The organism is Arthrobacter sulfonylureivorans, assembly GCF_047607445.1.
GTDB lineage: Bacteria > Actinomycetota > Actinomycetes > Actinomycetales > Micrococcaceae > Crystallibacter > Crystallibacter sulfonylureivorans_A.
On the sequence record NZ_JBLKRT010000008.1, the window covers coordinates 1 to 17,655 of the forward strand.

14 protein-coding genes are annotated in these 17,655 nt (G+C 66.4%); 9 read left to right on the forward strand and 5 right to left on the reverse strand.

What is annotated here, in order from left to right; all coding sequences use genetic code 11:
- Both ACMX2H_RS05350 and ACMX2H_RS05355 read left to right on the forward strand, forming a co-directional pair.
- A partial coding sequence (locus tag ACMX2H_RS05350; protein WP_414959415.1) for a Rossmann-fold NAD(P)-binding domain-containing protein occupies nt 1-835 on the forward strand: 835 nt, incomplete at its 5' end.
- Nucleotides 836-1,241: 406 nt separating this feature from the next.
- Entirely contained in the window at nt 1,242-1,967 is a 726-nt protein-coding gene (locus tag ACMX2H_RS05355; RefSeq protein ID WP_414959416.1) for a FadR/GntR family transcriptional regulator, read from the forward strand.
- Nucleotides 1,968-2,155: 188 nt separating this feature from the next.
- On the opposite strand, the gene ACMX2H_RS05360 is transcribed toward ACMX2H_RS05355, so the two are convergent.
- The 4 genes from ACMX2H_RS05360 to ACMX2H_RS05375 form a co-directional block, all read right to left on the reverse strand.
- Nucleotides 2,156-3,211 (reverse strand): L-idonate 5-dehydrogenase, encoded by a 1,056-nt coding sequence (locus ACMX2H_RS05360; protein ID WP_414959418.1) that lies wholly within the window; start codon nt 3,209-3,211, stop codon nt 2,156-2,158.
- A 145-nt stretch (nt 3,212-3,356) separates the two neighbouring features.
- Complete coding sequence (locus ACMX2H_RS05365) at nt 3,357-4,130, reverse strand: SDR family oxidoreductase (protein WP_414959420.1); 774 nt, start codon at nt 4,128-4,130, stop codon at nt 3,357-3,359.
- A gap of 62 nt (nt 4,131-4,192) precedes the next feature.
- Nucleotides 4,193-5,599 carry a GntP family permease gene (locus ACMX2H_RS05370; protein WP_414959421.1) on the reverse strand — a complete coding sequence of 469 codons (1,407 nt, stop codon included), beginning with the start codon at nt 5,597-5,599 and terminating at the stop codon, nt 4,193-4,195.
- A gap of 47 nt (nt 5,600-5,646) precedes the next feature.
- Nucleotides 5,647-6,177 carry a gluconokinase gene (locus ACMX2H_RS05375; protein ID WP_414959422.1) on the reverse strand — a complete coding sequence of 177 codons (531 nt, stop codon included), beginning with the start codon at nt 6,175-6,177 and terminating at the stop codon, nt 5,647-5,649.
- 303 nt (nt 6,178-6,480) lie between these two features.
- Between ACMX2H_RS05375 and ACMX2H_RS05380 the strand changes: the two genes are divergently transcribed.
- Together ACMX2H_RS05380 and ACMX2H_RS05385 are read left to right on the forward strand one after the other, a co-directional pair.
- A complete protein-coding gene (locus ACMX2H_RS05380) occupies nt 6,481-6,759 on the forward strand; it encodes a DUF3040 domain-containing protein (RefSeq protein WP_414959423.1) in 279 nt (92 codons plus the stop codon).
- A 500-nt stretch (nt 6,760-7,259) separates the two neighbouring features.
- On the forward strand, nt 7,260-8,945 hold the full coding sequence (locus ACMX2H_RS05385; protein WP_414959425.1) for a thiamine pyrophosphate-dependent enzyme: 1,686 nt from the start codon (nt 7,260-7,262) through the stop codon (nt 8,943-8,945).
- A gap of 111 nt (nt 8,946-9,056) precedes the next feature.
- On the opposite strand, the gene ACMX2H_RS05390 is transcribed toward ACMX2H_RS05385, so the two are convergent.
- Nucleotides 9,057-10,652 carry an HNH endonuclease gene (locus tag ACMX2H_RS05390; protein ID WP_414959426.1) on the reverse strand — a complete coding sequence of 532 codons (1,596 nt, stop codon included), beginning with the start codon at nt 10,650-10,652 and terminating at the stop codon, nt 9,057-9,059.
- A gap of 740 nt (nt 10,653-11,392) precedes the next feature.
- Here ACMX2H_RS05390 and ACMX2H_RS05395 point away from each other — a divergent pair.
- From ACMX2H_RS05395 to abc-f, 5 genes are all read left to right on the forward strand, one after another.
- Nucleotides 11,393-11,983: a hypothetical protein gene (locus ACMX2H_RS05395; RefSeq protein WP_414959428.1), complete on the forward strand. Its 591-nt coding sequence runs from the start codon at nt 11,393-11,395 to the stop codon at nt 11,981-11,983.
- 73 nt (nt 11,984-12,056) lie between these two features.
- Entirely contained in the window at nt 12,057-12,608 is a 552-nt protein-coding gene (locus ACMX2H_RS05400; RefSeq protein WP_414959429.1) for an RNA polymerase sigma factor, read from the forward strand.
- Nucleotides 12,605-13,420, forward strand: coding sequence for a hypothetical protein (locus ACMX2H_RS05405; protein WP_414959431.1), 816 nt, complete (start codon nt 12,605-12,607; stop codon nt 13,418-13,420). Before ACMX2H_RS05400 ends, ACMX2H_RS05405 begins: the two co-directional genes overlap by 4 nt.
- Before the next feature lie 178 nt (nt 13,421-13,598).
- Nucleotides 13,599-15,455, forward strand: coding sequence for a DUF7800 domain-containing protein (locus ACMX2H_RS05410; RefSeq protein WP_414959433.1), 1,857 nt, complete (start codon nt 13,599-13,601; stop codon nt 15,453-15,455).
- Nucleotides 15,456-15,588: 133 nt separating this feature from the next.
- The gene (gene abc-f / locus ACMX2H_RS05415) at nt 15,589-17,226 is read left to right on the forward strand and encodes a ribosomal protection-like ABC-F family protein (protein WP_414959435.1); all 1,638 of its coding nucleotides are present in this window, start codon (nt 15,589-15,591) and stop codon (nt 17,224-17,226) included.
- Nucleotides 17,227-17,655: the final 429 nt, after the last annotated feature.

Genomic DNA, 17,655 nt, shown 5'->3' on the forward strand with positions numbered 1-17,655 from the left:
CGCGGGGCAGCACTGGGATGCGGTGCTGGATGTGTCCCGTCAACCGGGCCAGGTCCGCCGGGCAGCGGCCGCGCTGGCCGGCGCGGCGGAGCATTTCACGTTCGTTTCCTCGTGCAGTGCCTACGCCGACCACGACAGCCCGGGCGCCGATGAATCCGCTGCGTTGCTGCCGCCCCTGGAGTCGGACGTGATGACCTCCCCGGATGTTTACGGCCAGGCGAAGGTCGCCTGCGAGAACGCCGCGCGGGATGCGTTCGGCCCCGGCCGCAGCCTGATCGTCCGGCCGGGCCTGATCGCCGGCCCCGGCGACATCACCGACCGTACCGGCTACTGGCCGCTGCGTTTCGCCCGTCCGGTCAGCGACGACGGCGCCGTCCTCGTCCCCGATGCACCTGGCTTGGACGCCCAGGTCATCGATGCCCGCGACCTTGCGGCCTGGCTGGTTGCCTCAGCCGAACAGCGGCTGACCGGGGAGTTCAATGCGGTAGGCGACGTCCTGGCGCTGGCCGAGCACTTGGGGGTTGCCCGGGGCGTTGCTGGCCATTCCGGTCCGGTGATGGCGCTGGACCAGGAGGAGCTTGCGGCCGCCGACGTCAACCCCTGGGCTGGCCAGCGGTCCCTGCCGCTCTGGCTGCCGCTGCCCGACTTCGCCGGCTTCACCTCCCGCAGCAACGCGGCCGCCAAAGCAGCCGGACTGGCCCTGCGTCCGCTCGCGGAGACTCTGGCGGACACGCTGGCCTGGGAACTGGCGGCCGGTCCCGACCGCCCGCGCAACGCTGGCCTGACCCCGGAGGAAGAACGCCGACTTCTGACCATCGCACACGCTCGCTGCTGAGAGCGGACTGCCCTTGAGACGTCCCGGCGGCAGTTGTAGCGTGACAGGACAGCAGGCCGACAGGCCCGCCGCTTCCCGAGGAGGCTGCCGTGACGATTCCCCCGCCGCCGGAACCCAGGCCCGATCCGAACGAGCCCCGGCCCAACCCGCCGTTCCCGCCGGAACCTAATCCGGACCCGATGGCCCCGCCGGAACCGAATCCGGATCCCTTGGCGCCGCCGGACCCGGGGCCCGGCCCGTTCCCGGATCCCGGGCCGATGGTTCCGCCGCGCGGGCCCTAGTCTTTCGCCAACTCATGCAAGGGCGGCGGCTCCGTGTTGCTGCCCGCGGCAACATCCGGCAACACAGCGGAAGCGGACGGCGGTCCACCATACAATGAGCGAGTGACCGCTACTTTTCGGGCCGCATGAGTTCCCGCCTGCACAGCCTCGTCATCGAGACGCTTGGCAAGCGTATTGTCTCGGGAGAACTGACGGCCGGTGACACCACCCATTCCGAGCACTTCGAGTCCGAGCTCGGGGTCTCGCGCTCGGTGATGCGCGAGGCCGTGCGCGTGCTGCAGTCGCTGGGGATGGTGGAGTCGGTCAAACGGATCGGAATCCGCGTGCTCCCGCCCGAGCGCTGGAACAAGTTCGATCCGTCGGTCATCCGCTGGCGGCTTGCCGCAAAAGGCAAGGGCGTCCAGTTGCGCTCGCTCACGGAACTGCGCTCCGCCGTCGAACCCGCTGCCGCAGAACTAGCGGCGCAGCACTCGCCGGAGGAGATGGCCGCAGAGCTTATGGCCATCGCCGCGAAGATGCGCGCGGTGGGCCGGTCCGGTGACCTGCAGCAGTTCCTGGAGCTGGATATCCAGTACCACACGCTGGTCTTGGCCGCCTCCGGCAACGAGATGTTCGCACAGATGCATTCGATGATCGCCGAAGTGCTGCGCGGCCGGACCGATTACGGACTGATGCCCACGCATCCGCACGAAGAAGCGCTGCAGTTACACGTGGACGTCGCGGACGCCATCCAGTCCGGTCGGCCCGAAGCTGCCCGAGAGGCGATGGACCAGATCATGCGCCGGACCATTGAGGAAGTCCGCAGCGTCTGGGAGGACGAGCCCCGGCTGTTCGAAGACGCAGACGCCTAGGATAGGCTGTCCGCCCCGAACCGGTTAAGGCGCAGCGACGCCCGCCCGCCAGCCGATTCAGGCGCCCAGCCGCCCGCCCACCCTCCCTTTCCGCCTCGACTATTCAACAGGCGCCCTTTCCGCGTGCGAAAAGGGCGCCTGTTGAATACTGAGCTCCGAGCCGAAGCCAGGCCTGCGGATGCCGGCGGCTACTGCGCCTCGTTGAAGCGCAGCAGCACCTTGCCGCTCTGCGACGAGTCGCGCGCCATCCCGAACGCCTCCAGCGCATCGGCCGCGGCGTATTCATGCGTCATCACCGGATCCGCGTAGAGGGATCCGTCCGCCAGCGCGGCAATGACCTCGTCGATCTCGTCGTTGAAGCGGAAGGAACCCACCAACTCCAGCTCGCGCGTGATGGCCAGCGAAATCAGCGCCGGCTGTTCACCCGACGGCAGCAGCCCCACCATCACCACGCGGCCGCCGCGGGCAGCGCCGCGCACTGCCGACGCCAGTCCGTAGTGGTTTCCGGAGGACTCCAGGCAGATGTCCGCTTCGACCGCGGCAATCCCCTCCGCGTCGGTGGCCAGCAGGGTGCGGCTCGCGCCAACCTCCCGTGCGATGTCCAGCGGCTTCTCATGCATGTCGACGGCAACGATCTCGGCCGCGCCCGCCCGCTTCAGCACGGCAATGATCAGCGCACCGATCGGGCCGCAGCCGATCACCAGCACCCGCTTGCCCGCCACGTCGCCGGCCCGCGAGACCGCGTGCCAGGCCACACTGGCCGGTTCTACCAAGGCGGCGCGGCGCAGCGGCAGGGTTTCCGGCAGCTCGCGCAGCATCCGGGTGGGCAGATTGACGTAGCGCGCGAACGCCCCCTCGGTATGCGGGTAGCGTGCCGCGCTGCCGAGGTAGGTGCAGCCCGGGGACAGGTTGGGGCGGTCGGACGGGTACTTGGAGCCGTCCCCCGGGCCGGGCGTCGCCGGATGCACAGCCACAGCGGTGCCGGCTGCCGGGCCGCTGCCGTCGGCCGCTGCTGCCGCGACGGTGCCCACCACTTCGTGGCCCAGCAACATCGGCGCTTTCAGGATGGACTCGCCGGCCGCGCCGTGCTGCCAGTAGTGCAGGTCTGATCCGCAGATCCCGCCGTACGCAATTTCCACCACGGCTTCGTCCGGAGCGGCGGGCGCCAGCGCCACCGGCTCAACCCGCAGGTCTCCGGCCGCATGGGCCACAACGCCAAGGGATTGTGCTGGAAGGGTTGTCATGGGTGCTGCCTTTCAATCTGAAAAAGTACGACGGCGGTGCGCCGCCTTGGGTGCCTTCGCCCGCCGGTCGTGGGACGACGTCGCTCGGACGACCGGCGGTTGGAGCGCGTGTGTCCGGCTGCGCGGTCCGCACGTCGGACGACGGTCAGACGACGGTGGTCATGCCGCCGTCGATGAAAACCACCTGTCCGTTGACAAAGTTGGACGCGTCCGACGCCAGCCAGATAGCCGGTCCCACGATGTCCTCCACCGTGCCCCAGCGGTGAGCCGGGGTCCGGCCCAAGATCCAGCTGTTGAACGCATCGTCGTCAACCAGCTTCTGGGTCATCTCGGTGTGGATGTAGCCCGGGGCGATCGCGTTGATCTGCAGGCCCTCGGCCGCCCATTCGGCGGTCATCGCCCGGGTCAGGTTGCGGATGCCGCCCTTGGAGGCGGTATACGGGGCGATCGTCGGGCGGGCCAGGTCGGTCTGCACGGAAGCGATGTTGATGATCTTGCCCGCGCCGCGTGGGATCATGTGCCGGGCGGCCTCGCGGCCCACCAGGAAGGCACTGGTCAGGTTGGTGCGCAGCACGCGTTCCCAGTCGTCCACCTCCAGGTCCAGCAATGGCACCCGGTGCTGGACCCCGGCATTATTGACCAGCACCCACAGGGGTCCGACTTCGCGCTCGACCCAAGCCACGCCGTCGGCCGCGGCCTGCGCATCGGTGACATCAAAGGCGCGGGCAAAGATCTTCTCCGCTCCGAACTCCGCCGCCAGTTCCGCGCGGGTGGCTTCCAAGCGGTCCTCGTCCAGCCCATTGAGCACCACCACCGCGCCGGCGGCGGCCAGTCCGCGGGCAATGGCCTTGCCGATGCCGCGGCTGGAGCCGGTCACCAGGGCGACCCGGGAGGAAATGTCGAACAGGTTCATAGTCATATATCTCTCCAAATGCGGACGGGACGGCCGCAGCCGTCCCGTCCATGATGCTCAGGTTAGTACTAGAACGACGAGGCGAGCAGGAAGATGGCCAGCGCCAGCACGAAGCCGACGACGCCCACCAGTGCCTGGCCCACGGTCCAGGTCCTCAGCGTGGTCTTGGTGTCCATCTGGAAGAACCGGCTGACCAGCCAGAAGCCCGAATCGTTCACGTGGCCGGCGAAGACCGAACCCGCGGCCAGCGCCAAGACGATGGCGGCCAGTTCCACCGGGTTGTATTCCGGGTTGCCCATCACTACCGGCTGGACCAGCGCGGCGGCGGTGGTCAGCGCCACCGTGGCGGAGCCCTGTGCCACGCGGACGACGGCGGCGATGACGAAGCCGGCCACGATGATCGGCAGGCCGATGGCGTCCAGCGACTCGGCGATCGCGTTGCCGATGCCGCTGGCACGCAGCACGCCGCCGAACATTCCACCGGCACCGGTGATCAGGATGATCGAGCAGACCGGGCCGAGGGCGTTGTCCACCACGGTCTCAATCAGGCTGCGTTCCTTGCCCTGGCGGCTGCCCAGCAGCCACATCGCCAGGAGCACGGTGATCAGCAGCGCCACGGGGGTCTCGCCCAGCATGCGCAGGATCTGCACCCAGGTGTCCTCCAGCGAGACCACCTTGGCGGTGGCCAGCATGTTCAGACCGGTGTTCAGGAAGATCAGCACCAGCGGCAGCAGCAGCAGGAAGAAGATGGTGCCCAGCTTCGGGGCGGACCGGAATTCGGATTCGACCGATCCCTTCGGCGCGTCCAGAATGTCCGGGACGGGGATGTCGAACCGGCGGCCCAGGTAACGGCCGAACAGGTAGCCCACCACGTACCAGGTGGGAATGGCCACGACCAGGCCCAGCACCAGGACCAGTCCGACGTCGGCGCCCAGCAGGCCGGTGGCTGCCACGGGGCCTGGGTGCGGCGGCACGAAGATGTGCATCACGGAGAACGCCGTGGCGGCGGGGAACGCGTAGAACAGCAGGGAACCGCCCAGGCGGCGTGCCACGGTGAAGATGATCGGCAGCATGACCACCAGGCCGGCGTCGAAGAAGATCGGGAAGCCGAACAGCAGCGATGCCATGGACAGCGCCAGCGGTGCGCGCTTCTCGCCGAAACGCTTAATCAGTGCCTGCGTCATGACCTCGGCGCCGCCGGAAACCTCCAGCATGCGGCCGAGCATAGCGCCCAGGCCGACCAGCAGGGCAACGCTGGCCAACGTTCCGCCAAAGCCGCCCAATAGGGTGGGCATGATCTCGCCGGCCGGAATGCCTGTGGCCACGGCGGTGAGCAAGCTGACGATAATCAGCGACAGGAAAGCATGCACCCGGAACCGCATGATCAGCACCAGCAACAGCGCGATGGCTGCCACGGCGACGAGCAAGAGGCCGGGCGTGCTCAACGTCCAGTTGAGCTCGAGTTCGGTCATCATTGTCCTTCGTTGAGTCGGATGGTTATCCGTTAGTTGTGTGTTGAGCCTTAGGCGCCGGTGGATCCGGCTGTTTCCTGCAGATAGTTCTCCACCCGCACGGCGATCTCCTCCGGTGAGTCAGTGACGGGCACTTCCAGCCCTGCCTCGTCCTCGCCGAGTGGTTCCAGAGTCTGGAACTGCGAGTCCAGCAAGGTCGGCGGCATGTACTCGTGGTCCCGTCCGCTGATCCGTGCGGCGATCAGTTCCCGGCTGCCAATGAGGTGGATGAACCTGGTCCCGGGCGCGAAAGAGCGGATGAGGTCGCGGTAGCTGCGCTTCAACGAGGAGCACGCAACAACGGCAGTGGTTCCCTCCTCCAGTTTGTCCGCCATGACCTGGCCAATGGCGGACAGCCACGGGTGCCGGTCGGTGTCGGTAAGGGGGTGCCCCGAGGCCATTTTTTCCTTGTTGGCGGCGCTGTGCAGATCATCGCCGTCGATGAATTCCAGACCCAGGTGCTGTGCGACGGCGGCGCCCACCGTGGATTTTCCGCATCCTTGGACACCCATGACCACTAAAGGGGGAAGTTGCAGAGACATGGGCAAAACTCCTCAGACGCATCATTACATCTGATTTGGTGACTAATCTCTCGCCAATAAATCAGATTTATCCGGAACAAAGTACCACTGGCAGACAGACTCCAGCAAAACAAGAAAGGTTGCATCGCGCACCAGCGGCAGCCGGGAAGGCGCTGGCAGGTACCGGATTTTGCCGGGACGATAACGAATTGGCCTTCGCTTGCTCCGGCCCGTACCGCTGGCTGCATCCCCCGGCTACATTGGTCTATACACGGTGTCCGACGCGGCACCAACTGCGGCGCCGCGGGGCCCGAGGAGGTCGAAATGTCCTTATCGGATGAAGAGCAGCGGCGTCTGGACAAGCTTGGGCACCAATTGGAGAACGACGATCCTCGCCTGGCTCGCTCGCTTTCTGCACGCGGGGTCATGGTCTTCGGACACATCATTAGCGCCGGGACCCTCTGGGCGGTCGCCGGCGCCCTTCTGCTGTTTATCGGCGTCGCAGGAAACTCTTTGGTTCTGGCCATGCTGGGAGTCATTGCTCTCGCCGCCGGCGCCATCCGCGGCATCGCCGCCTTCACGTCTCGGCACCGCCGCCTGTGAACTGGTGGGGCGCCCGCTGACCGTTTGAAGGACGAGGCAGCTTTCTGACGGCCACCCCTACCCTTTTTTGAGCGAGGCTTTAAATTCCTACTCCCCCACGCGCCGAGCACGCCTCCGTGTTCGGATTAGCTTGCACGCTTTGTTTGGATGAACTTCCCCCGCGCGTTCGGCCGAGCGCGGTCCAGGCTGGGCAGCTCAGCGCTCACCAACCCCGCCGACGGGACGTTGCCGCAGATTGACCGCCCGAATCCGTGTCTTTTCGCGCGGCATTTCGCGCGGTCGATCCCGCAGCGCACCATGCTGGCTCAACTTGTCTCGTGGGAGAACGCGAATCCGCCGATGCGAACCACGTCACGTTCGTTACCTCGCCGTGTCACAGGAACGGTGGCATAACACACGCCATCATGTACTTTTGCTCAAGCGCATTCGTCGTGGATCGTGCATCCGCACGAGAAGAATGCAGCGGTTGAGTTCGATTCAAAGGTGAAAGAGGTCTCCCTGTGACACAGGTTCAAACGGAAGCGGTCGCAGCAGTCGCAGCTGAGCAGCAGCCCGGCCGCAAATCGGCAGGGCATGTCATTGTCGATTCGCTGATTGCGCACGGCGTCGAACGAACCTACGTCGTTCCCGGCGAGAGCTACCTGGAAGTGCTGGACGGGCTCCACAATTCCACCATCGACACCATTGTTTGCCGCCACGAAGGCGGCGCCGCCTACATGGCCGAGGCTGACGGAAAAATGAACCAGCGGCCCGGCATCGCGATGGTCACCCGAGGCCCCGGTGCAGCCAATGCCCACGTAGGCCTGCACACCGCATGGCAGGACTCCACCCCCATGGTGCTTTTCGTGGGCCTTATCCCCTTCGAGCACCGTGACCGCGAAGCCTTCCAGGAATTCGACATCAAATCCTGGTTCGACACCGGTGCCAAGCGCGTCATGGTTCTGGACCACCCGGAACGAGCGTCCGAAATCGTCGCCGAAGCCATGTTTGCGGCAACGAGTGGCCGCCCGGGCCCCGTCGTCGTCGGCCTGCCGGAAGATGTCATCCGCGAAGAAACCGATGCCACTTTGCACCCGGTCATTCCCGTTGCCCAGGGCGGCATGACAGTCACCGACTGGAAGGCGCTGCAGGCAGCCCTGAAGGAAGCCGAAAAGCCGCTGTTCGTCGTCGGCGGCAATGACTGGACCCAGGAAGGCGCCAGCGCCCTCACCACCTGGCTCGAAGAGCACAACATTGCAGCTGCGGTCGAATGGCGCTGTGAAGGCACCATCCCCTTCGACTCCCCCTCCTACGTTGGTCCGATCGGCTACGGCCGGCCGAAGCCCACCTACGACCTGCTCGAAGAAACCGACTTGCTGGTCTTCGTCGGCACCGTTCCGGGCGACGTCATCACCGACGGCTTCCTGGTACGCCAGGACTGGTCCAAGAAGAACTTCCTGGTCACCATTGACCCTTCGCTCCGCGGACGCTCCGGCCCCGTCTCCTACCAGATCGTGGCCAAGCCGGACGTGTTTGTCCGTGACCTGGTCATGATGGACCTGCCGCTGAAGGAAGAGTGGAAGGACTTTACCCAGCGGATGCGGGGTGAGCAGGAGAAGTTTGCGGCCCTGCCGCCGGCCGAGCCCACTGACGGTCCGGCTCGGATGGACACCATGATGGCCAATCTGGTGAGCGGCCTACCGCGCGACGCCATGATCACCCTCGGCGCCGGCGAACACACCAACTGGGCACACCGCTATTTCCCCACCCACGACTACGCCTCCATGCTGTCCGCACGTAACGGGTCCATGGGCTACTCCGTCCCCTCTGCGATCGCTGCATCCTTGGCCTACCCCGGACGTCGTGTGGTGACCATCGCCGGCGACGGCGAGTTCCTCATGAACGGCCAGGAGCTGGCAACCGCTGCCCAGTACGGCGCCACTCCGTTGGTCATCGTTATGGACAATCAGGAATACGGCACCATCCGCACCCACCAGGAACGCTGGTACCCCGAGCGCATCTCCGGCACCCAGTTGAAGAACCCCGACTTCGCCCTGATGGCGCAGGCCTTCGGAGGCTTCGGCGTGAAGGTCGAGCGCGATGCCGATGTGCCCGCAGCCCTCGAAGCTGCCCTGAAAGCCATCGATGAGGAGAAGACCTTCGCACTGATTCACTTGGTGGTTGAGCAGCGAGTCAAGGCTTACTGATACGGGCTAACTTTGATAGAGCTTGTTTGAGCCGGTGGCCGGGACGTCTCGTCCCGGCCACCGGCTTTCTGTTGGCGGATGCAATTTCGAGGTTCTCCGCAATCTGGTGCGTCATCTCCGTTGTCGGTCGAGCAGTGGGCTAGGGCTGCCCATCAGGCGGGTCCGTCGGCGCTTTTGCGCGATTCGCCTGTCCTTCGTGCCATTCACTCCAGCCGCACGTCTGGTCTCCGGTGAGCAGGCTGCTGCAGTTGGCCCCTCGGCTGGCATCCCCGGATCGATGGGAAAGTGTCCTGGCTCGGGCGATAGCGTGGCCGGCCATGTGGTGCCGGGCAGGGGCGGCGAGGTGGAAGGGTAGACATGGCCACTGGGGGTCCTGGTTTCCACCCTGCGGCCGACGCCGTCAATTGTCCTGCCGGTCCATCCATCCGCTTCCCTGGCGTAGTTGCAGTCTTCACACAGGCCACGGCCGTTGGCCAGCGTGGTTTCTCCTCCCTCGGACCAAGCAACGATGTGGTCGATATGCCGGATCGGCGCATCGCACCAAGGACCGGTGCAAGAAGCATCTCGAGCCAGGACCATCCGGCGGAGACCGTCGGGGAAATTCCGCGCCTTCGAATCCATCCCCAGTAGCTGCCCGGTACCTGGAGCGGTGTACAGGCGGCGGATCCAGATGTCCTCCACTCCGCCGACCTTGAGGGCTTTTAGCCTCGCGCGCCGGGACGCATCGCGCGCCGTCTTCCATCCCGGCTCGGTCCCCGCCGGCGGCGCCGCCTTGCTGCTGACGGGCGGCCCTGCTGCGCTTTGGGCCGCCGCTGCCGGGGAATTCGACTTGTCTTCTGTCGGGCCCTGCGGGAGTCGGATGAGGTCGCGAGCGTACTGGGCCGGGACAATGCCGTACCCGGTCAGCCAGGCCGGCTCACTGTCGCCTTGCAGCATCGCCCGGTCCGTCATCACCAGCTGGACCTCGACCCGCGCGGGATTCGCCGTGGATTGGCCGGTAAGGCGCTCAAACACCGTATCCGCCATCGCTTGTCCCCGGGATCTGGGGTCCCCGGCGTTGCGCAGCCGGTCCGCTTCCCGGTTCAACGAGGCCATCACTGCGACGCCCTGGACTACAGGCAACAGAGTGCGGACGGAGACCATGGTGTCCGGCTCGGGGCGGGAAGAGACATGACGGTCGGCCTCGGCCTTCGCTGCTCGATGCACCACCGAGCGGGGGTCCAGCCGATATGCGATCCTCTTGGCTTCGGCTTGCAGTTGCCGGCTGCCCAGGCCTCGCAGACGTTCCGGGTCCCCTGACAGTTCCGCATCCACTCGCGCCCGGTCTTCCCGTGTCAGGCACGCGGTTTCACTAACCAGAATCCCAGCCCGGAACTCATTCAAGGCCCCGGATTCCAACGCGCGCAGGGTATGCGGCATCTCGTTGACGAGGATTTTCGCCATGCCAAGCAGAAGTCCGGCCCGATGCGGAGACTCCCTGCGCGCCAGCCCCACCTGCTGCGTGATCCCGCGGCCCTGTCGCTCCTTCGGCACCCCGGCTGCGGCACGGCGAGCACGAATCGATGCATCCAGTTCGACCTCGATCTTGGCCTGCGCGGCAGCGGCAGCATCCTTGAGATTCTCCAGCGCGGTGATCTGATTAATCCGCTCCGCGTCCGAAACGTCCGCATCAGGACAGACCAGAGCATCGGCAAACGCATTGATCATGGCCGCATCAACAGAACCCGCACCGGGATGGCCGGGCTGGGCGGAATCGCCGAGCTGGCCGGGCTGGGCGGAATCGCCAGTCTGGGCCAATGGCCCGGGCGGCGCGGCGGGCGGGCCTTCAGGTGCTGCCGGATCCAACATCTCAGCGTCTCAATCGTCAGCATGCCCAGGGGGCACAACATCGAACACGAGCGGTCGTGGAACACAAGTCCACGGACGCCGCCAGGAAACACGAAACCTGACGGCCAACATGTGGTGCTGAACTACTCAAAACAGGCTATCCGCTGGCACTGACAGTCTTAGAGCCGGCGGTACTGCTAGTAACTACAGCCTATGGATCGCTCCGGCTGGTCGCCGGCGCAAGGTCCCGGTTGTGGCCAAACCGCCCTTCTACACGGGCTGTGGAGGACGAGAGGGACCCTTCGACGATGGTGCCTCGTTGTGAGCCACCGCAGCACCCACCCAGCCGGCGTCGGCGCTTGAGCTGAGCACCGCCGTCGTCGACCCATGGGGAAAGGCGGAACAGCACGAAGTGAGCCGCAGACCGCCGACGTCGTCGGCTCAACGTGCCCACAGCAAGAAGAGGTGAGCACCGCCGTCGTCGTCAGCCCAGGTCGGTAGTGGAACCGAAAAGAAATCACGAAAGCGTAACCTTTCACCCTCCCGGCTCGATTAGACAAGTGTACGGGCGCGCTGCGGACTTCCGCCAGCCGCGCGCCAAGCAACAACCGAGGAGATCCATGACGAATCGTTTCCGTACCCTGAGCCTGCCCGCCAAGGGAGCCGCTCTGGCCGCCATCATCGCCGTTGGCGGAGCAGGTGCTGCCGTTGCCGCCCCCGCGTTGACTGCGGGGGAAACCGAGAACGCCATCACCACTCCCGCCGTTCCGGCGACTCCTGCTGTTCCCGCCGCTGACGGCGAGCAGGCCATCCCTGCAGTTCCGGCCACCCCCGCGGTGCCGGGCGCCAAGTCTGCTGCCGAGGTTGAAGCTGATGCTGAGGCAGGCGTGAGCGAAGACGGGCTTGAGTCCGACGCACAGGCTGACGCCGAGACTGGTGTAGAAGCCGAGGCCGGAAGCGACGAGGCCGGCGCCGCCGCTGAGCTGCGTTCCGGTGCCGTGGTGACCCCGGCCGTTCCGGCAACTCCGGCCGTACCGGGCGCCGACGGTGAGTCCGCCATCCCGGCGGTCCCCGCCATCCCGGCCGTTCCGGAACTGCCGAAGAACGCTAACACCGACGCGCAGGCCAAGATCGATGCCCGCACGGACGCCGCAGAAGCCCGCGCCGAACTCCGCGGCGCAGCTTCGCTCGAGGTCGAAGCCGGACAGTAATTTCGCAAGGTGTCGGGTGCGGTGCCTACACTGATGGCGCCGCACCCGACGCCCGCAAAGAAGGACTTTTAGTTTGCTGCACGCGCTCTCCGACGACGTTGTGTATGCGGCGCAGTCCGGAAAAGCCGAGGCGTTCAGCGAGATCTATGCAGCGCTGGCGCCCGGGATCACAGGCTACTTGAAAGTGCGTGGCCTGGAAGACCATGAAGGCGCCGTGCAGGAGGTCTTCCTCGCGCTCTTCTCGCGGATCGGATCTGTCCGGGGAGGCTTCCAGGGACTGCGGACGCTGGCCTACTCCATCGCCCACGCCCGCTATGTGGACGATGTAAGGCACCGTGCCCGCCACCCCCAGCTGACGCCCTACGACCCCGACGCCGACCGGCGCGCGGTGGAATCGGCCGAGACGGCCTTGCTGGATACGCTCGGCGAGAGCGACGTGGGCCGCCAGCTCAAAGAACTGAAACCCGACCAGCAGGAAGTGCTGCTGCTGCGCGTGGTGGCCGACCTGTCGCTGGAACAGGTCGCCGAAATCATGGGCCGGAGCACCGGCTCGATCAAGCAATTGCAGCGGCGCGCGCTGCTGAAACTGAAATCCGTTGTGGAAAGGAAGGAGGCCCTGCTGTGAAACCCCATGAGATTTCCGACGACGATGCGGTCCGCCGGTTGCTGGACGAAGCCGAAGTGGCCCCTTCTGACCGGCTCACATCCTCGCTGCTGGCATTCCGATCTGCCGGCCAAGACATTCCGGCCCCTGAACCGTCGCCCGAGCTGCTGGCCTTCATGACGCCTCCGGTAGATGCGCCGGCAGTTGCGCCGATAGTCCCGCTGCGGCGGCGCCGTAACGTCCGTAGTGCCCTGATGGTCACGGCCGCCCTGGCCGGGACCGGCCTGGGCGTCACAGGTGTGGCGGCGGCCAATCCAGATTTCCGGTCTGCCGCAGATCAGGCCGTTCAAAACGTCGTCGGATTCTTCGCGCCGACCGATGGTCAAGCCGAAGCCCCTGATCAGGCCCAGCCGGGCGTGCCCGCCGGTGGACCCGTTGCGCCGAGCCTGGACCAGCCGAACAACAGTGATTCCGGCTCAGAAGCCGACACCGGTTCGGATAAAGACACTCCCGCAGACACAGATTCCGCCCCGGCATCAGCCGACCCGGCCGCGCCCGGAAAGTCCCTGGCCCCGGGACAGCAAACCGAGAATCCGGGCGGCGGCAATCGGTCCGGCAATGGCGAGCGCAACGCGGAACACACTCCGGCAACGCCGTTCCGCGATGGTTTGCCGGCAGTTCCGCCACTAGACGGCACGTTGCCGAGTCCGTCCGACCCGGACCGCCCGCAGGAGAAATCCGGCAAGGTTCTTCCGCTGCCGGACGGCACCCTGCCCTCGGACGATCCGGCCCGGATCCCCGAGCTGCCGGTGGTGCCGGAGCCGCAACGCTGACTGACTGGCCGAACTGCCGGTGGTGCCGGAGCCGCAACGCTGACTGACTGGCCGAACTGCCGCGGCCTGCTGACAACCAACCTCGGGCAATCTCGCGGCTTGCTCTTCCGGCGCACAGGGGATAATGGCAGAGTGTCGCCCAGGGGAAACCGTTCTGTCGGAGCAGGCAGGTGGATTCATGGCTTTATCGCCGCTGGTACTCGGCCCGATGTTGCGCTACGTGGATCAGACCACGGCCAGCATCTGGGTGGAAACCGCCGAAGCAGCCCGTATCGCCGTCGTGGTTGCAGGTCGATCCTGGCAGGCACGCACCTTTGCTGTGCACGGCCACCACTATGCGTTGGTCGAGGTCGACGGGCTGGAACCCGGCAGCGTTACGCCGTACCGGCTTGAACTCGACGGCGTGTCAGTTTGGCCTGAGCCGGACTCGCCGTACCCGGATCCAGTAATCCGCACCCTCGAACCGGGACGCCCGCTCAGCCTGGCCTTCGGGTCCTGCCGCACCAGCATCGAGCACGACGCCGCGGGCAACCGGAAGCACGGAGTGGACGCGCTCCGGGCCTATGCGCTGCACCGCGCGGCCGCCGGCAAAGCCGAAAGCGACTCCGGCCAAGCCGGTAAAGCCTCCGTCCAAGTCGAAAGCGGCTCCGGCCGGGACAGCAGCGGTTCCGACCCAGCCGAAAGCGCCTCGGGCTGGCCGGATTTGATCCTCTTCCTGGGCGACCAGGTCTATGCGGATTCCACCTCAGAGGCGATGCAGGATTTCATTCGCTCCCGGCGCGATATCAAAGAGCCGCCGGGCGAGGAGCTCAAGGACTATCAGGAGTACGCGCACCTCTACATGCTGGCGTGGTCGGACGGCGCCAACCGCTGGCTGCTGTCCACCGTGCCCAGCGCCATGATCTTCGACGACCATGACATCCGCGACGACTGGAACGCGTCGCTGGCCTGGAAGCGGAAGATGGAGGAAACGTCCTGGTGGCACGGGCGGATTGTTTCCGGGCTGACGTCCTATTGGGTCTACCAGCATCTGGGCAACCTGTCCCCGGAGCAGCGCGCCGAGGACGAGATCTGGCAGCTGGTGGCCAACCACTCCGGCAACAGTGATGGCGGCGGGGCCGGCGAGAGCGACGGCGGGGCCCGCGAGAGCGACGGCGAGGCCAGCGACGGCGACGTCAAAGACGAGGAACCAAACGAGCTTGATCTCACGGACGCGTTGGAGGCGTTCGCTGAGCGGTCGGACCAGCAGCCGGAGACCTATCGGTGGAGCTTCACGCGCGATATCGGAGATGCCCGGCTGGTAGTGCTGGATTCGCGCGCGGCCCGGGAACTCGAACCGGAACGGCGCTCATTGCTGGACAAGGAGGAGATGGCCTGGCTGGACGGCCAACTGCAGGGCGGCTTCAAGCACTTGCTGATCGGAACTTCGCTGCCGTTCCTGCTTCCCAAAGGCCTGCATCACATTGAGTCATGGAACGAGGCGTTGAGTGAAGGAGCCTGGGGCAGGTTCCCGGCGGCCATCGGCGAGCAGCTTCGGCAGGCCGTGGATCTGGAGCATTGGGCGGCCTTCCAGCACAGCTTCCGGAAGGTGGCAGAGATGGTGCAGGAAGTGGCCGACGGCGAACGCGGGCCCGCGCCGGAGACCGTCACCTTCCTCTCGGGCGACGTCCATTTTTCCTACGTGTCCGAGGTACAGCGCTCCTCGGGCAGCCGGATCGTTCAGGCTGTCTGCTCCCCCGTCCGCAACCCGCTGCCGCGGCTTCTGCGCTACTTTACCGCGGTCATGTCCTATGGCGTGGCCGCCCCGGTGGGCGCACTGGTGGCCAAAGGAGCCAAAGTACCGAAACCGCCATTCGACTGGAAGGGCCTCAAACGCCCCTGGTTCGACAACAATCTGGCCAGCCTCCAGGTTTCCGATGATGGCTTGAGCATTCGGTGGGAAACAGGTGTGGTGGACGACGGCGATCACCTGCACCCGCGGCTTCAAGAGGTCGCCGCCATGACCATCGCCCCGCGGGAGCCTGCCGGCCGCTGAGCAGCGGCTCACAGCCGACCCGGGCCTCCACCGACACGGACCGCTGTCACCTTCGCCACAGCCGTCGTACACCACAGAGCCCTGGCTCACAGCCGAACCCGACGCACCGCCGTCGCTCCTTAGACTGGTAGGCATGACTTCAACGCTGGTGGCCAAAGACCTCTCGGGCGGCCACGGCCACCGCGCCCTGTTCGCCAACCTGAACCTCACCGTCGCGCCCGGGGATGTGGTGGGCGTGGTCGGTGCCAATGGCGCCGGCAAAACCACGCTGCTGCGAATCCTCGCCGGCGTGGATGCCCCGCTGGCCGGGACGGTCAGCACCGCGCCCTCGGATGCGTTCATCGGCTGGCTGCCGCAGGAACACGAGCGGATTCCCGGCGAGACCATCGCCGCGTACATCAGCCGGCGCACCGGAGCGGCCGACGCCACCGAAGCCATGGAGTCCGCTGCCGAAGCGCTGGGCTCCGGTTCCAAGCAGGCGGACGACGCCTACGCTGCGGCGCTGGACCATTGGATGGCCAGCGGCGCTGCGGACCTGGAGGATCGGATTCCGCCGGTGCTCGCCGAACTCGGGCTGGAAGTTGGCCCGGACGCGCCGATGACCAGCCTGTCCGGCGGCCAGGCCGCGCGGGCGGCGCTGGCGGCCTTGCTGCTGAGCCGGTTCGACGTGGTACTGCTGGACGAGCCCACCAATGACCTGGACCTGGCCGGGCTGGCCCGGCTGGAGTCCTTCGTGCAGGGCCTGCGCGGCGGCGTGGTGCTGGTCTCCCACGACCGCGAGTTCCTGGCCCGCTGCGTCACCACCGTGGTGGAGCTGGACCTGGCCCAGAACAAAGTGGCGGTGTACGACGGCGGCTACGACGCCTTTTTGGAGGAGCGTGCCGTAGCCCGCCGCCACGCCCGCGAGGCCTATGACGAGTTCGCGGAGAAGAAGGCGGACCTGGTGGCGCGGGCACGCACCCAGCGCGAATGGAGCTCGCAGGGCGTCCGCAACGCCATGAAGAAGAACCCGGACAATGACAAGATCCGCCGTAGGGCCAGCATGGAGTCGTCCGAGAAGCAGGCCCAGAAGGTCCGCCAGATGGAGTCCCGGATCGCCCGACTGGACGAGGTGGAGGAGCCTCGCAAGGAGTGGCAACTGCAGTTCAGCATCGGCGCCGCCCCGCGCTCCAGTTCGGTGGTCGCCACGCTGAACCAGGCCACGGTCCGCCGCGATGGCTTCACGCTCGGCCCGGTCTCGCTGCAGGTTAACGCCGGCGAGCGCATCGGCATCACCGGGCCCAACGGCGCGGGCAAGTCCACCCTGCTCCGCCTGCTGTTGGAGCACCAAAAGCCCGACGACGGCGCTGCTGCCTTGGGGGCTAGCGTCGCCATCGGCGAGATTGACCAAGCGCGCGGCCAGCTCGCGGAGGACCAGCCGCTCGGCGCTGCCTTCGAAGCGCTGGTGCCGGACTACAGCCAGGCCGAGGTCCGCACCCTGCTGGCGAAGTTCGGGCTCAAGGCAGACCAAGTTGCCAGCGCAGTCGGTGCCCTCTCCCCCGGCGAGCGCACCCGTGCCGCGCTGGCCCTGCTGCAGGCCCGCGGCGTGAACCTGCTGGTCCTCGACGAACCCACCAACCACTTGGACCTGCCTGCCATCGAACAGTTGGAGCAGGCGCTGGACAGCTACGACGGAACCCTCCTTCTGGTCTCCCACGACCGCCGCCTGCTGGAGAACGTCCGGCTGGACACCCGCTGGGACGTCGACGCCGGCCAAGTCTCCGTGAGGTGATTTGACGGGTTGGCACCCGGAAAATTTCCCATTGTGCATGGTCCATTCGGCGCTTAACCTGATGCCAAGGGGTAGGAGTTCGCCATGCAAGTCACCCTTTTTGTTATCGACGTCGTACTTGCCTTCACTCCTTTTGTGGTGCTGGCGGTCGCTCCCGATCGGCCGATGGACCGGCGCGTTGCACCTCGCCGCCGCTCCGCTTCCGGCTTGGCAGCGTACCGGCGGGCCAGGATGACGGCAGCTCCGGACGGGACCGGGCTTTCAACTCTCCCGCCTACGCCAGGTCCCGCTGGAGGGACCCACGCGTCTGTGCGGCTGCGGCCAGCCCGGCGGCACACGGGAACGCGCTTCCATCGGCCGCCCAAACATCCGTCCCGGCCACGGTGAGAGAACCTCGGTAAGAGGACCACGGCATCCGGCGGGAAGGCT

Coding starts and splice junctions, on each gene's coding strand:
- ACMX2H_RS05355 (WP_414959416.1), top strand. CDS start 1,242: ATGAGTTCCCGCCTGCACAGCCTCGTCATCGAGACGCTTGGCAAGCGT.
- ACMX2H_RS05360 (WP_414959418.1), bottom strand. CDS start 3,211: ATGACAACCCTTCCAGCACAATCCCTTGGCGTTGTGGCCCATGCGGCC.
- ACMX2H_RS05365 (WP_414959420.1), bottom strand. CDS start 4,130: ATGACTATGAACCTGTTCGACATTTCCTCCCGGGTCGCCCTGGTGACC.
- ACMX2H_RS05370 (WP_414959421.1), bottom strand. CDS start 5,599: ATGATGACCGAACTCGAGCTCAACTGGACGTTGAGCACGCCCGGCCTC.
- ACMX2H_RS05375 (WP_414959422.1), bottom strand. CDS start 6,177: ATGTCTCTGCAACTTCCCCCTTTAGTGGTCATGGGTGTCCAAGGATGC.
- ACMX2H_RS05380 (WP_414959423.1), top strand. CDS start 6,481: ATGTCCTTATCGGATGAAGAGCAGCGGCGTCTGGACAAGCTTGGGCAC.
- ACMX2H_RS05390 (WP_414959426.1), bottom strand. CDS start 10,652: ATGATCAATGCGTTTGCCGATGCTCTGGTCTGTCCTGATGCGGACGTT.
- ACMX2H_RS05395 (WP_414959428.1), top strand. CDS start 11,393: ATGACGAATCGTTTCCGTACCCTGAGCCTGCCCGCCAAGGGAGCCGCT.
- ACMX2H_RS05410 (WP_414959433.1), top strand. CDS start 13,599: ATGGCTTTATCGCCGCTGGTACTCGGCCCGATGTTGCGCTACGTGGAT.
- abc-f (WP_414959435.1), top strand. CDS start 15,589: ATGACTTCAACGCTGGTGGCCAAAGACCTCTCGGGCGGCCACGGCCAC.